Source organism: Gluconobacter sp. (assembly GCF_047723935.1).
Classification (GTDB): Bacteria; Pseudomonadota; Alphaproteobacteria; order Acetobacterales; family Acetobacteraceae; genus Gluconobacter.
Map to the genome: position 1 here is coordinate 16,767 of NZ_JBDOBO010000027.1, position 13,294 is coordinate 30,060.

General features: G+C 56.3%; 12 protein-coding genes. 7 read left to right on the forward strand and 5 right to left on the reverse strand.

Annotation, left to right across the window (positions count from 1 at the left end):
* The first annotated feature begins 10 nt into the window (after positions 1–10).
* The 3 genes from hpnA to hpnC are packed head-to-tail and all read left to right on the forward strand — an operon-like array spanning position 11 to position 3,005.
* A complete protein-coding gene (gene hpnA, locus ABF979_RS10125; RefSeq protein WP_215750450.1) occupies positions 11–1,006 on the forward strand; it encodes a hopanoid-associated sugar epimerase in 996 nt (331 codons plus the stop codon).
* A complete protein-coding gene (locus tag ABF979_RS10130; RefSeq protein WP_415559546.1) occupies positions 1,006–2,148 on the forward strand; it encodes a glycosyltransferase in 1,143 nt (380 codons plus the stop codon). The genes hpnA and ABF979_RS10130 overlap by 1 nt, the downstream gene beginning before the upstream one ends.
* A complete protein-coding gene (gene hpnC, locus ABF979_RS10135) occupies positions 2,145–3,005 on the forward strand; it encodes a squalene synthase HpnC (protein ID WP_415559548.1) in 861 nt (286 codons plus the stop codon). The genes ABF979_RS10130 and hpnC overlap by 4 nt, the downstream gene beginning before the upstream one ends.
* 39 nt (positions 3,006–3,044) lie before the next feature.
* Here the strand turns inward: hpnC and ABF979_RS10140 are convergent, their stop codons facing one another.
* Both ABF979_RS10140 and ABF979_RS10145 read right to left on the reverse strand, forming a co-directional pair.
* The gene (locus ABF979_RS10140; protein WP_415559550.1) at positions 3,045–4,220 is read right to left on the reverse strand and encodes a pyridoxal phosphate-dependent aminotransferase; all 1,176 of its coding nucleotides are present in this window, start codon (positions 4,218–4,220) and stop codon (positions 3,045–3,047) included.
* 83 nt (positions 4,221–4,303) lie between these two features.
* Entirely contained in the window at positions 4,304–4,747 is a 444-nt protein-coding gene (locus ABF979_RS10145) for a cupin domain-containing protein (protein ID WP_415559552.1), read from the reverse strand.
* Between the two features lie 136 nt (positions 4,748–4,883).
* On the opposite strand from ABF979_RS10145, the gene hpnD reads away from it, so the two are divergent.
* From hpnD to ABF979_RS10165, 4 genes are all read left to right on the forward strand, one after another.
* The gene (hpnD, locus tag ABF979_RS10150) at positions 4,884–5,759 is read left to right on the forward strand and encodes a presqualene diphosphate synthase HpnD (protein ID WP_215750455.1); all 876 of its coding nucleotides are present in this window, start codon (positions 4,884–4,886) and stop codon (positions 5,757–5,759) included.
* Between the two features lie 5 nt (positions 5,760–5,764).
* On the forward strand, positions 5,765–7,060 hold the full coding sequence (hpnE, locus tag ABF979_RS10155) for a hydroxysqualene dehydroxylase HpnE (protein ID WP_415559554.1): 1,296 nt from the start codon (positions 5,765–5,767) through the stop codon (positions 7,058–7,060).
* A 73-nt stretch (positions 7,061–7,133) separates the two neighbouring features.
* Positions 7,134–9,122, forward strand: a complete 1,989-nt coding sequence (shc, locus tag ABF979_RS10160) for a squalene--hopene cyclase (RefSeq protein ID WP_415559556.1) — start codon at positions 7,134–7,136, stop codon at positions 9,120–9,122.
* Positions 9,122–9,754 carry a hypothetical protein gene (locus ABF979_RS10165; protein WP_415559558.1) on the forward strand — a complete coding sequence of 211 codons (633 nt, stop codon included), beginning with the start codon at positions 9,122–9,124 and terminating at the stop codon, positions 9,752–9,754. The genes shc and ABF979_RS10165 overlap by 1 nt, the downstream gene beginning before the upstream one ends.
* Here ABF979_RS10165 and ABF979_RS10170 read toward each other — a convergent pair.
* The 3 genes from ABF979_RS10170 to ABF979_RS10180 form a co-directional block, all read right to left on the reverse strand.
* Positions 9,722–11,083 carry a sodium:solute symporter gene (locus ABF979_RS10170; RefSeq protein ID WP_415559560.1) on the reverse strand — a complete coding sequence of 454 codons (1,362 nt, stop codon included), beginning with the start codon at positions 11,081–11,083 and terminating at the stop codon, positions 9,722–9,724. The genes ABF979_RS10165 and ABF979_RS10170 overlap by 33 nt on opposite strands.
* An 85-nt stretch (positions 11,084–11,168) precedes the next feature.
* Positions 11,169–11,969: an RlmE family RNA methyltransferase gene (locus ABF979_RS10175; RefSeq protein ID WP_046901679.1), complete on the reverse strand. Its 801-nt coding sequence runs from the start codon at positions 11,967–11,969 to the stop codon at positions 11,169–11,171.
* The gene (locus ABF979_RS10180) at positions 11,966–13,090 is read right to left on the reverse strand and encodes a Ppx/GppA phosphatase family protein (protein WP_086633238.1); all 1,125 of its coding nucleotides are present in this window, start codon (positions 13,088–13,090) and stop codon (positions 11,966–11,968) included. The genes ABF979_RS10175 and ABF979_RS10180 overlap by 4 nt, the downstream gene beginning before the upstream one ends.
* Between the last annotated feature and the right edge of the window lie 204 nt (positions 13,091–13,294).

Below are 13,294 nucleotides of genomic sequence, written 5' to 3' on the forward strand. Positions count from 1 at the left end.
GATTGCCACCATGAACGATGTCACACTCGTTACAGGGGCTACCGGGTTCGTCGGTTCTGCTGTTGCCCGCGTGCTCCGGGAACGTGGGCACCGCCTGCGTCTGTTCGTTCGCGAAAACTCGGACCGTTCCAACATTGCAGAGCTCGACGCGGAACTTGCCATCGGGGATCTGTCTGATCCGACGACCCTTCCTGCCGCTCTCAAAGGTGTGAAGATCCTCTTTCACGTCGCTGCCGACTACCGACTCTGGGTCCCGGACCCTTCCGTCATGATGAAAGCGAACGTAGACGGCACACGGAACCTGATGCTTGCAGCGCTTGAAGCGGGCGTAGAAAAGATCGTGTACTGTTCATCCGTTGCCGCTCTGGGCCTGAACAAGGATGGTACGCCCGCTGACGAAGAAACATACGTCACGGAAAGCAGCGTCATCGGTACGTACAAACTTTCCAAATATCGTGCGGAACAGGAAGTCCTGAAGCTGGTTCGGGAGAAGGGCCTACCAGCCATTATCGTTAATCCATCAACCCCTATCGGCCCGCGGGACATCAAGCCAACACCTACGGGGCAGATGATCCTCGACTGCGCCTCGGGCCGAATGCCTGCGTATGTTGAGACTGGACTGAACATCGTTCATGTAGACGATGTTGCTGAAGGCCATGTTCTCGCTTTGGAACGCGGCAAGATTGGCGAAAAATATATCCTTGGTGGCGAGAACATGATGCTGGGAGACCTGTTCCGGCTCACCAGTGAAATCGCCTGCGTCAAGCCGCCCCGGGTCAAGCTCAAGCAATCCTGGCTCTATCCAGTTGCCGTGGTTTCCGAATGGCTTGCGCGAGGATTTGGGATCGAGCCTCGCGTGACGCGCGAAACACTCGCCATGTCCCGGAAGCTTATGTTTTTCTCATCGCTCAAGGCACAGAGAGAACTGGGCTATGCACCCCGCCCTGCACGGGATGCGATCGCTGATGCAATTTCCTGGTTCCGTCTGCATGGACGTATGAAATAATGCTGTTTGGAAGCGCACTTACCAGTCTTGGAGCCTGGATTTACCTCTCACTCTTCCATGGGAAATTCTGGCAGGGTGGTCCAACTCTCAAAGCAGGCTCGTCACCGCCTTGCGCACCAGATGTTGCGATCGTGGTGCCGGCACGTGACGAAGCTGAGTCCATTCAGTCTTGCCTGAAATCTCTTCTGGAACAGGACTACTATGGCAAACTTTCCGTCATTCTCGTGGATGATAACAGTACGGACGGAACCGGGGATCTGGCACGCGCCGTACCTGACCCCCATAACCGGCTGATTGTCCTCACCGGAGCGCCCCGGCCGCCTGGGTGGAGCGGCAAGCTGTGGGCCGTGAACCAGGGTGCCCAAGAGGCCCTGAACCACATTGGGCCTTACGGCTATATTCTATTCACCGACGCCGATATCATGCATGCGCCGCAGCATCTGGCCACGCTTCTGGCCAAGGCCCGGGAAGACGATCTCGACATGGTCTCAGAGATGGTCGCCCTTAACTGCGAGAGTTCGGCTGAACGCTTTCTGGTTCCAGCTTTCGTTTACTTCTTCGCCATGCTCTATCCGTTTGCCTGGACGGCCAGTGAACGGTCCCGCATTGCGGGAGCAGCGGGAGGAACGATCCTTCTTCGTAGACGCGCTCTGGAGCGGATTGGCGGCATTGAAGCCATTCGAGGTGCACTGATTGATGACTGCACACTCGCAGCACATGTCAAACGATCAGGCGGTCGTCTCTATCTGGGACACAGCGAGCTTGCGTGGTCAGTTCGGCCCTATCGCGGCGCTAAAGACATCTGGGAAATGATTGCCCGGACAGCTTACGTCCAGTTGCGCCAGTCTCCATTGCTGTTGCTGGCGACCATTCTGGGAATGACGCTGATCTGGCTTCTCCCTGTCGGGCTGGCGCTTTTTGGTAAGGGGCGCACGAGAAAAGTCGGACTTCTGACCTATCTCGTGTCTTGCGCAACCTTTCTGCCAACCTTGAAAAGGTTTGGTCTCCCATTATGGCGGGCGCTACCGCTACCATTCGTCGCGGCCTTTTATATGGCTGCTACCGTCGGCTCAGCCATAGACCACCACAGAGGGGTCGGCGTACGCTGGAAAAATCGTTCCTATACGGATGAGGCATCGTGACAGAAGACATCTGGGGGACGAAAGACGTCACCTCCGCCAAAGGCAAGACTGACGAAAATTTTCCTGTCGGCTCTCTGCTGATTTCCCGGCGCCTGCGCCCGTATGTTCACACATACTACAATTTCGCCCGCGTTGCCGATGACATGGTGGACACTCCCGACCTGACGCCACAGCAAAAAATTGCTCGGCTGAGAGGGATGGCCGCCGTCATTCGCGGGGAAATCCAGGCGCCTCAAAGAGCGGACGCGCAGACAGCCGTAAAATTAAGAGAGGTGCTTCTCAAGACAGGCGTTCCGCTTGAGACGGCGACAGATCTCCTTGAAGCATTCTGCATGGATGCCGAGAAGACACGTTATGAGAGCTGGCAGGAACTCCTGCATTACTGCCGGTATTCGGCTAACCCGGTCGGGCGTTTTCTTCTGCTGCTACACGCAGAAGGGCAGGAAACTCTGGCGCCATCAGACGCTCTGTGCTCCGCATTGCAGGTCATCAACCATCTTCAGGATGCATCTGAAGATCTGAAGACGCTGGATCGCTGCTACATCCCGCTTCCATGGCTGGCTGAAGAAGGGGTTACCATCGACGATCTTCGACTTGTGCGAAGCAAACCAGGTCTACGCCGCGTTTTTGATAGAATGCTGGATGGGGTGGATACGCTGAATCGCGAAGCCCGCGGATTACCGATGCTGATCAAGGATCGCCGGATGCGGCTCGAAGCTGCTGTTATTGTGGAGCTATCGCATATTCTGACGCGCAAACTGAGACGTCAGGACCCCGTTGCAGAGCGTGTGTCTCTTACGAAATCAGACGGTGTAAAGGCATTGCTTCTGGCTATGCGCTACTTTCCGTCGAACTAAATAGGATGAGGGAAGGCTTCAGACCTTCCCTCGAGCAGATCAGCCGATAATACGGTCGAGCGCTGCACAGAACTTTTTCATGTCGTTCATGGAGCCAACCGTAATACGGGATGCATTCGGCCAGATGGGCCAGGAACGACCGATGATAATGTTTTCCTTCAAGAACGCATCCTTGATCGGTGCCGCAGGACGCTTCCAGTCAATCACGAACATGTTCGCATCAGAAGGAATGAAGCTGATTCCCTTCTTCTGAAGGTGCTCATACGTCATGGCGCGGGCTGCAATCATCTCACGACGGCGCGCATCAATATCTGACGTCATTGTCAGGCTCTTCGTGCCGCAGATTACGGCCGGGACTGGCAGCATGTGCGTCTGGTTAACGCCATCATAACGCATCATTTTTTCATGCAGGGCCGGTGGCGCCATGCTGAAGCCCAGCCGTAGACCGGCCATGGCGAACATCTTCGAGAACGTCCGCAGGACAACGACATCACGCCCTTCAGCAACGAGCGAGACAGCGCTCGGAGCATTGGAGAAGTGAATGTAGGCCTCGTCGACCAGAACAATGGAGTCTTTCGGCTTGTTCGCGACCAGCCAGCGAATATCTTCCAACGGCGTGATCGTACCGGTCGGATTATTCGGTGAGCAGATATAATAGACGCCCGCGTTCGGATTGGCCTTCAGCATCGCCTTGACGTCGGTCTTGTAACCGTTCGAGGCATCCAGCGGCACCTTGACCAGCGGGATCTTGAGCCATTCGGAAGCCACCCATCCGGCTTCATAGCTCGGATCAGCCGTAACGAGGCCACGTGTTGGGGAACAGAACGTCACGATCGTGCGGCAGAGCGGATCAGATGAACCACCCCATGGCAGAATGCAGTTTTCAGGAACGTTATCGATCTTGGCAGCCGTACGGATCAGGTCTTCGCGTGTATGGCCCGTCGGATCATACCGGTTCCCCTCGAAAACGGCAGCGGCACCCGCCTTGGCAGCGGCTGGGAACGGACCAGTCCAGCACTCGTTGCTGCCAATTCGGGTCATCTTGGTGACATCACCGGGCGGCAGCGCGGTCAGGGGGGAAGCCTCCGCACGCCCAACGAGTGACCGGACTGCCATGCCTGCACTCATCAGCGCAGCTACGCGGCCCAGACTACGACGGGAATAACCGCGTGAGAGAAGATCGTCTTTTGCTTCAGGGGACAGGCAATCGGTCATGCTCGGCTCACGCTCCTAGTGTGTCTGAAAACATACTAGAAACGAAACGATCTGTCTGTCAAAGCCCGAAATGAAATCGGATTTCAGTATTCTGGCTTCTGCCTGTCCACAGGGATGGAAGTCGGCTTACCCTCAACGCCCGCATAGGTCAGCAGAAGGACGGTCGGGACATCTCCTGACACACCACGGTGCACATCATTCACTGATTCCGCAAAGGCTTCGCCCTGGTGAAAGGTTCTGGTTTTGCCACTTTCCCGGTCTTCAATCTTCAGGGTGCCTTGCAGGACATAGCCAGCGTTTGGAAATGGATGGACATGCCAGGGCAGGGCCGTGTGAGGCGGAATGGTCAGCCGGATCATACTCAGTTCAGGCTGGGACGTTGAATACGGTGTGTAGGTCACGCCATTCCAGGAATGGGATGCGTTGAGCAGGTGATCGGCATGGGCAGTAGCAGTCGACGATTCTGCATGAGCAACAGAACCCGCAGTCAGGCAGGACAGAAGGATCAGAGACAAACGGAACTTCATCGGATACTCCTTTGGGAAGAGTGTTGCCTTTTGGCATCATAGAAACGTATGGCATCCCATTCCGTTCGTGTCGGCTTTGTGACATCCGGGTTTGGGGCTAGAACGCAGAATTTCTGAAACAGAACAGGTGACAGACATGGTTTTCAGCAGGGCGCGTGCTTTTTCTGGTCTTCCCTGCGCGCAGGCCGATCTTGACCATGTTGCGCACATTGTCACAGCCTCCGGGACGTCTTTTGCCAGAGGTATGAAGGTCTTACCGGCGGCAAGACGGCAGGCCATGTTTGCGATCTATGCGTTCTGCCGTCAGGTCGATGACATTGCCGATGGAGACGCTGGCGTCGCTGATCCCGCACAGGCCTTGCAGGAATGGCATGAACGCATAGACCGGCTGTATCAGGGAGAAACGCGAGACGCGCTGGACCGTGTTCTTGTCGCAGCGATCTTCCGTTTCCAACTGCAAGCCAAAGATTTCCACGCCGTTATTGACGGGATGGCCATGGACTGCGGCGCCCCCATTGTTGCACCTGACGAGAAAACCCTGGATCTGTACTGCGATCGCGTTGCGTCAGCCGTAGGTCGCCTTTCGGTTCGTGCCTTCGGCGACTCTTCCGCCGCTGCTGACCGTGTATCAAAACATCTGGGACGTGCCCTCCAGCTTACCAACATCCTACGCGACATTGCTGAAGATGCAGCACGGGACCGGCTGTACCTTCCGTCAGAACTGCTGGAACGCTTCAACGTACCCAATAATCCAAAAGAAGCTCTGTACGCACACGGCCTGGATGATGTGGCACGTATCCTGAGCCGCCGCGCTCATGATCATTTCCGGGAAGCACGCCGTGCAATGAAAGAATGCGATAGCACCGCCATGCGTCCAGCACGCATGATGGCAGCGTCTTATGAGCCAGTCCTGAACGCACTCGAAAAGCGTGGATGGAAAAATCCGGAGCTTTCTCCGAAAGTCAGTAAGGGCTGGCGGGCAGTGCGCGCTCTGGCGGCATACGTGAAGTAAGCCCGATGAGCCACGTTCATATTATTGGCGGGGGTCTGTCCGGCCTGTCTGCTGCCGTAGAACTTGCCGCCCAGGCCCAGGTCACGATTTACGAAGCGGGCCCTGCCTGTGGCGGACGCGCACGCTCTTTTCATGACCGCACGCTCGATACCCTGATCGACAACGGCAACCATCTGCTGCTGTCGGCAAACGGCCTGACATTCCGGTATCTGGATATTCTCGGCGCCCGTCACACACTGGCAGGGCCCAGTATTCCGATCTTTCCTTACTATGATCTGGCAGAAGATCTGGCCTGGACACTTCGCCTTTCCAAAGGAAAAGTCCCATTTTGGGCGTTACCGGGTGGTCGCCGCGTCCCAGGCATGAAGCTTTCCGAACTGGCATCCCTCGGGCGTTTCCTGAAGGCTGATGACACAACCGTTGTGGAAGAATGCCTGAAGCCCGGTCAACTGAGCCGACGTCTCCTGGAGCCTTTCGCCATTTCGGTTCTGAACACAGATCTGCACACTGGCAGTGCACTGTTGTTGGGAAACGTCATCCGGAAGTCTCTTGCACAAGGCGGTATGGCCTGCTGCCCCTGGTTTCCAAAAATTGGCCTCTCTGAAACACTGGTTGACCCAGCAATTTCATACCTGAACCGTTACCACGCGACGGTCCGCACGGGCGTTCGTGTTAGCACCATCATCAGAGAGAATGGTCGCGCGACTGCCATTGAGACGACGGAAGGCCGCATTGAGCTTGGGCCGGAAGACCACGTCATTGTCGCTACACCCGCTCCAGTCACCCTGAACCTGTTGCCAGAATTGGTTGTGCCAGACGCGTTCGAGAGCATTGCAAACGCGCATTTCAAACTTGCTGCGCCTGTAGAGGCGAGGGGCGTCGTGGCGCAGGCAGGCTTTGTTGGTCTCGTGGGTGGTATTTCGGAGTGGATTTTTCTGAAAGGCGACGTCCTTTCCGTCACGGTCAGCGCCGCTAATCGCTACGCAGATCGGGACAGCAACGAGATGCTCGCCACAATCTGGTCTGAAATCCGGCGTGCATTGGATCCTATTTTGCCTCAGCCACTCCCTGTCGCGATGCCACCCGCTCGGCTGCTACGGGAAAAACGCGCAACATTCGCCGCGACACCAGAGCAAAACCGCCGTCGCCCCAAAGCGAAGACAGACACCGTAAATATGGCACTTGCGGGAGACTGGACGGATACGGGGCTTCCCTCAACAATCGAAGGGGCCATTCAATCCGGGCTGGCAGCTGTCAGCGCTCTGGGTTTCCGTTCTGCTGTGAAAAACACGGAAACGTGATGAGTGCTCTCCAAACCATGGCTGTAACACAACTCCCGATAATGAGGGCTGCATGTCCCGGGAGACCTGAACAATGCTGATCTATCCTGATGAAAAGGAGGACCGTGTGAGCGAGACCCTTTCCCACAAGCCTGTCGACGCCGAAAACGTCAACCGTGCCATTGAGGGGGCCCATGCCGCTCTGGGCAATCGCCAGAAAGACGACGGACACTGGGTTTTTGAACTTGAGGCAGACGCGACCATTCCTGCCGAATACGTTCTGCTAGAGCATTATCTTGATCGTATTGATCAGGAAAAGCAGGACAAGATTGGCGTTTATCTGCGCCGCATCCAGGGCGAACATGGGGGTTGGCCGCTTTATTTTGGTGGCGGCTTTGACTTGTCCGCAAGTGTAAAAGCTTACTTCGCGCTCAAGGCCATAGGGGACAGTATAGACGCGCCACATATGCGTCGCGCCCGCGAAGCCATTCTGGACCACGGTGGGGCTGCCCGGTCCAATGTGTTCACACGCATCCAGCTTGCCCTGTATGGTGAAGTGCCTTGGGATGCCACGCCTGTCATGCCGGTCGAGCTCATGCTGCTCCCGCGGAAGGCGTTCTTCTCAGTCTGGAACATGTCGTACTGGTCACGATGCGTGCTGGCGCCGATGCTGGCAGTGGGGGCTATGAAGCCCATTGCGGTTAATCCGCGCGGCATTCATGTTCAGGAACTGTTCGTCAAACCACCTGAACAGGTCAAGGACTGGATCCGTGGCCCGTACCGCTCCATCTGGGGGCGGGCTTTCAAACATCTGGACACGGCCCTTCGTCCTGTCCTGCCGCTTATTCCTAGCCGTATCCATGAGAAGGCCATCAAGGCTGCCATCAGCTTTATTGAGCCGCGCCTGAGCCGTGGCGGCCTTGGAGCCATCTACCCTGCCATGGCCAACGTGGTCATGATGTATCGCGCGCTTGGCGTTCCCGATAGCGATCCACGCGTGGTCACGGCATGGGAGTCCATTCAGGACCTTCTTGTTCAAAAAGAAGACGAAATTTACTGCCAGCCCTGCGTCTCCCCTGTTTGGGATACAGGACTGTCAGGGCTTGCCATGATGGAAGCGGCATCCGGTGCTCATCCCACCAAACGGGACGAAACCATCGCGAAGCTCAAGAAAAGCGCTGAATGGCTGCGGGACCGCCAGATCCTGGATGTCAAAGGAGACTGGGCAGTCAACACACCCAATTTACGCCCGGGTGGTTGGGCTTTCCAGTACGAAAACGATTACTACCCGGATGTGGATGATACGGCTGTTGTCGGTATGCTTCTGCATCGTGTTGATCCTGAAGAGAACCGTGAAGCCATTGAACGCGCACGGGAATGGATCATTGGAATGCAAAGCACCAATGGTGGGTGGGGCGCGTTCGACATCGATAATGATCTCGAAATGCTGAACCACATTCCGTTCTCGGATCATGGCGCGCTCCTGGACCCACCAACCGCCGATGTGTCTGCACGGTGCATTTCTTTCCTTTGCCAGCTTGGTCATCCGGAAGACCGGCCAGTCATCGACAAGGCACTGGATTACCTGCGCAAAGAGCAGGAAAAAGAAGGCTGTTGGTTCGGCCGCTGGGGTACGAACTATATCTACGGCACCTGGTCTGTTCTCTGCGCCCTGAACATTGCGGGCATCTCCTATGATGACCCGATGGTGAAGCGCGCCGTCACATGGCTGGAAGACGTTCAGCGTGCGGATGGCGGATGGGGCGAAGATTGCGCAACCTATGAAGGCGCGCCTCCAGGCACGTATAAGGAAAGCCTACCATCACAGACCGCCTGGGCCGTTCTCGCGCTGATGGCTGTAGGCCGCCGTAATAGTGAAGCCGTTAAGCGCGGCATCAACTTCCTGACATCAAAGCAGGATGATAACGGCGAATGGCAGGAAGACGCCTATAACGCTGTTGGCTTCCCGAAGGTATTTTACCTCCGCTATCACGGCTATAAGCAGTTCTTCCCGCTTCAGGCTCTTTCGCGTTACCGCAATCTGGGAACCAGCAACACCGGTCGCGTGGAATACGGTTTCTGATGCTCGGCATTCTAGTGGGAATGAAGCAGGAAGCGCGCATCATTCGCCGTTTCCTGCCGGACGCACCGATTGCTTTGAGCAATGCTACAGCATCAGGCGCTGTGGCAGGAGCCGAGAGGCTTCTGCGCGCTGGAGCAACACGTCTGCTATCTTTCGGATGCGCTGGCGGACTATCAACCAGCGTAAAACCGGGCACAATTATCGTGGCAAATTGTGTTGTCATGACCGGTACAAGTTACGAGGCCGATCCGGGTCTGAGCAGGCAGTTCGGGGCAGAGCATGCCCGCCAAGGACGCATTCTTCATAGCGACAGCCTCATCGAAACCGCGGAAGAAAAATCCCGTCTCTACAAGACTACAGGCTGCATCGCCGTCGATATGGAAAGCGGCGCAATAGCCAGAACCGGCAAGCCTTTCGCAGTCCTTCGTGTCGTCTGCGATGATTCAGCCCGCAGCCTGCCGCCAGCTGCACGGGATGGCCTCAAGGATGGCGCCATCCATTTTGGCGGACTGTTGTCCTCTCTCGTCAGGCAGCCGTCGCAGATTCCTGCGCTCATCGAGCTGGGCAAGGATGCTGCTATGGCTCAGAAAGCAATGGCCTTATTTCTGGAAGCCCATCCGCCGCAGCTGTGAGAAAACCTTAGCTCCCGCAAAAGTCGCCAGAACGCCTGCGGGCACCAGCCAAGGGAAGGCGATGGGATGACCTTCAATCCTGACCATCGCCAGACCGGCCAAAACAACAACGGCCGTCACAAAACCTGCAATCCCATTTGCCTCATCTCGTGAATGTCCGACCATAGCCAGTAAAAACACTCCAAGCGTCGCACCATAGCTGTAAGACGCGATTGAAAGCCCGAACACAACGGCAGAGCCTGTCGGGTGAGAGAAAGACAGCGCCGTCACAACAAGCAGAACGGCCCAGAAACACGTCGCCGTCCGCAGGGACAACGTCTTCTTTGGGAAAAAATCGCTTTTTGTCGCGGCTGCCATCGAATTCATGGCGCTGGAAAGAGATCCCATTGTCGCAGCCAGAATGCCAGCTACGAGCAGTCCGCGCAGAATAGGGGGCAATGTCAGAACAAACTGCGGGAAAAGTGCGTCTGGAGCACCATGATAATCAGGCCAAAGCGCTCTTAACCCCACCCCGACAAATGAGAGCAGGGCAAACAGCAACGCCACGACAAACACACTTCCAATCATCGCTGCCCGCGCCCCTTTGAGCGTCTTTGCGGCGAGGCAACGCTGAAGCATGAGTTGGTCTGTACCGTGTGAGGCAAGGGAAAGAATCGCGCCGCCGACTACAGCTCCGGCTATGGAGAAAGGATTGGTGAAGGCCGGCAATCCCGCAGTAAACATGGGAGCTGCATGAAAAATATCAGTCCCTGAGCGGCTGAACAGCACGACCCCACACGCGACACTACCGCCGAGATAGAGAAGCAATTGAAGCGTGTCGGACCAGACAACAGCTTTCAGACCGCCCGCCAGCGTGTAAGCCAGCGTGAGAATGACAATCCCCATAAGCAGGGCAATATCCGGAATGGGATAGCCGATACTCGCACACAAAAGGGAAACCGGAATCATGCCGGCGTACAAACGCACACCTTCGGCAAGAAGGCGCGTCAGCAGGAACGTGCCAGACACCAGCTTCTGAAGACGCGTTCCGAACCGCTGACCGACATACCGATAGATGGATGTCGCGCCCCGCTCATGCAGAGGCAAAAACCACCAGGCAACAGCCACGCGTCCGAGCAAATACCCGACTGCCAGCCCCAGAAAAACATATCCGTGCAGGTATGCAACCCCAGGAACACTGACGATCGTCAATGTGGATGTCTCGGTTGCAACTAACGAAAGACAGATAGCCCAAGGCGGAAGATCTTTATGAGGTTGCCGCGCCAGAGTGAGCGCAAAAAGCGGCAACGACACGAGATAAAGCAGGATGACAGTGAGGCTCTGGATCATCCTGTCCGTTCTGTAGGTGGAACGTGATCCGGTCAAGCACCGGAACTGACGAGCGCTTTTAAAAAAGCGCTCGTCAGTTCAACGATCAGCCTTCGTCGCTTAGTCGCTCGGGGCGGAAACCCGTGGCAATGACGTAGAGTTCGCTTGATTCCTTGCGGGAAGCAGGTGGCTTGACGTGCTTGACCGAAGAGAAGGCTTTTTTCATGGACTCAAGCATCTGTTTTTCAGAACCACCCTGAAAGACCTTGGCCACGAAGCTTCCGCCTTCAGCCAGCACCTGAACTGCAAAATCCAGTGCACCCTCTGCCAGTCCCATAATCCGCATATGGTCTGTTGCGGCATGGCCCGTTGTGTTGGGAGCCATATCAGACATGACAAGATCTGCTGGACCGCCGAGAATTTCTTTCAAGCGATCAGGCATTTCCGGATCTGTGAAATCCCCTTCAATGATCTCGGCACCGCTGACAGGATCAACAGGCAGGAGGTCCACGCCTGCAATGTTGCCAGCACCACGTTTGACAGCAACCTGAGACCAGCCGCCTGGGGCCGCTCCCAGATCGATAACGCGCGCCCCCGGCTTGATGATGTGAAACCGATCATCGATTTCGATAAGCTTAAAGGCTGCACGTGAACGCCAGCCCTGTTTACGGGCTGCCGCGACATAGGGATCGTTGAGCTGCCGGTTCAACCAGCGCTGCTGTGCCGTGGTGCGCCCACGGGCTGTTCTGAGGGTGACGACCTTATTACGGGCCGTCTGTGAAGTAGAGGCGTCCTGAGTAGCGTCAGCTGCACCTGGTGCGGCAGCACTCTTGAGAGCTTTTCCAGGGATGCGCTTGGGTCCCGTATCCTTTTTGGAAGAACCGGAGCGGGATCTGGGCGGCTTCATATCGTGGCGTAATTCCCGAGAGGGCCCCTCGAACGGGGCGTTACATGTCGATGGGTCCTGCGGCGTTCTCTAGTGAAACGCTGACCATGATCGCGGGCCATACGCAGCAGCATGCCATCACGCAACCCCCGATCGGCAATCGTGACCTCTTCTATAGGCCAAGTCCGATGAATTGCCTCGAAAATTGCACAGCCCGGAAGAACATACTTTACGCGATCCTGTCCGACACAGGGATGCATCGCCAAATGATCGCGCGAAAGACTACGGAGCGTGTCGATGGCACTTCGCATGATTTGCCCCGGCAAAGTCAGACCATCAATTGCCGCGCGATTATAACGGGGCAGCGCCAGAGCAACACCGGCAAGGGTCGTGACAGTACCAGACGTACCAAGCAGGCATGCATTCCCCTGTGCGACTTCACGGCGGATGCGGTGGACATTCTCAAAACCAACAAGATGGCTCTGCACGTGAGAAACCATCTCTTCATAGGAAGAGCCATGGCCTTCACCGAACATCTCCTGAAGCGTGATGACACCCACAGGCATGCTGGTTGTCCCAATCAGTGTCTGAGACTTACGCTCCTGATCAACACGCACCCATGCAACTTCAGTGGAGCCACCGCCAATATCAAAAAGAACGCCACGTTCGGATTGAGAAGGTGGCCGTGACGGCATCCGGAAGAGGGGAGAACAGCTCTCCAGCGCGAGCTCTGCTTCCTCACGCGCCGTAATAATATCGATGGTCAGACCAATTTCGGTCTGCACCCGCTCAAGAAACTCCCGACCATTCACGGCGCGACGGCAGGCTTCGGTGGCCACAGCGCGAACATGGGAGAGGGGCCATTGCCGCATACGCTCGACACAAATACGCAGGGCATCGAGCGCGCGTGTCATAGACTCTTCAGCCAGTCGGCCGCTGACACGCAGACCTTCGCCCAGCCGAACGGATCTGTTGAAACTGTCCACGACCCGAAACCCATTCGGTGTGCCTGCGGCAATCATCAGCCGACAGTTATTCGTCCCAAGATCAATGGCCCCAAAGAACGGACCGGCCTGACGGGCACCAGACGCGCGAATTTGCGCCTGACCTGAAAGCCTCTGCTCCGTTCCTTGCCTCATCATCTTGTTTAGGCTCCCGATTTTGCCCGTGCTGGGACCTTGAATATGCAGCATGAGACGGGAAAACGTCTTACCGCAAGAAAAATATCAGTTTTTTCAAAAAAAGTGGAAAGACCCCCTTGCGTCACTCAGCCGTGATGGGTAAACACCCACTCACCGCTTGGGAGATAGTTTAGCGGTAGAACTACCGGCTCTGACCCGGTCAGC

What these genes read in the sequence shown, in the direction of transcription:
- hpnA (WP_215750450.1), top strand. Translation starts at nt 11, where the DNA reads ATGAACGATGTCACACTCGTTACAGGGGCTACCGGGTTCGTCGGTTCT.
- ABF979_RS10130 (WP_415559546.1), top strand. Translation starts at nt 1,006, where the DNA reads ATGCTGTTTGGAAGCGCACTTACCAGTCTTGGAGCCTGGATTTACCTC.
- ABF979_RS10140 (WP_415559550.1), bottom strand. Translation starts at nt 4,220, where the DNA reads ATGACCGATTGCCTGTCCCCTGAAGCAAAAGACGATCTTCTCTCACGC.
- ABF979_RS10145 (WP_415559552.1), bottom strand. Translation starts at nt 4,747, where the DNA reads ATGAAGTTCCGTTTGTCTCTGATCCTTCTGTCCTGCCTGACTGCGGGT.
- hpnD (WP_215750455.1), top strand. Translation starts at nt 4,884, where the DNA reads ATGGTTTTCAGCAGGGCGCGTGCTTTTTCTGGTCTTCCCTGCGCGCAG.
- hpnE (WP_415559554.1), top strand. Translation starts at nt 5,765, where the DNA reads ATGAGCCACGTTCATATTATTGGCGGGGGTCTGTCCGGCCTGTCTGCT.
- shc (WP_415559556.1), top strand. Translation starts at nt 7,134, where the DNA reads ATGCTGATCTATCCTGATGAAAAGGAGGACCGTGTGAGCGAGACCCTT.
- ABF979_RS10165 (WP_415559558.1), top strand. Translation starts at nt 9,122, where the DNA reads ATGCTCGGCATTCTAGTGGGAATGAAGCAGGAAGCGCGCATCATTCGC.
- ABF979_RS10170 (WP_415559560.1), bottom strand. Translation starts at nt 11,083, where the DNA reads ATGATCCAGAGCCTCACTGTCATCCTGCTTTATCTCGTGTCGTTGCCG.
- ABF979_RS10175 (WP_046901679.1), bottom strand. Translation starts at nt 11,969, where the DNA reads ATGAAGCCGCCCAGATCCCGCTCCGGTTCTTCCAAAAAGGATACGGGA.
- ABF979_RS10180 (WP_086633238.1), bottom strand. Translation starts at nt 13,090, where the DNA reads ATGATGAGGCAAGGAACGGAGCAGAGGCTTTCAGGTCAGGCGCAAATT.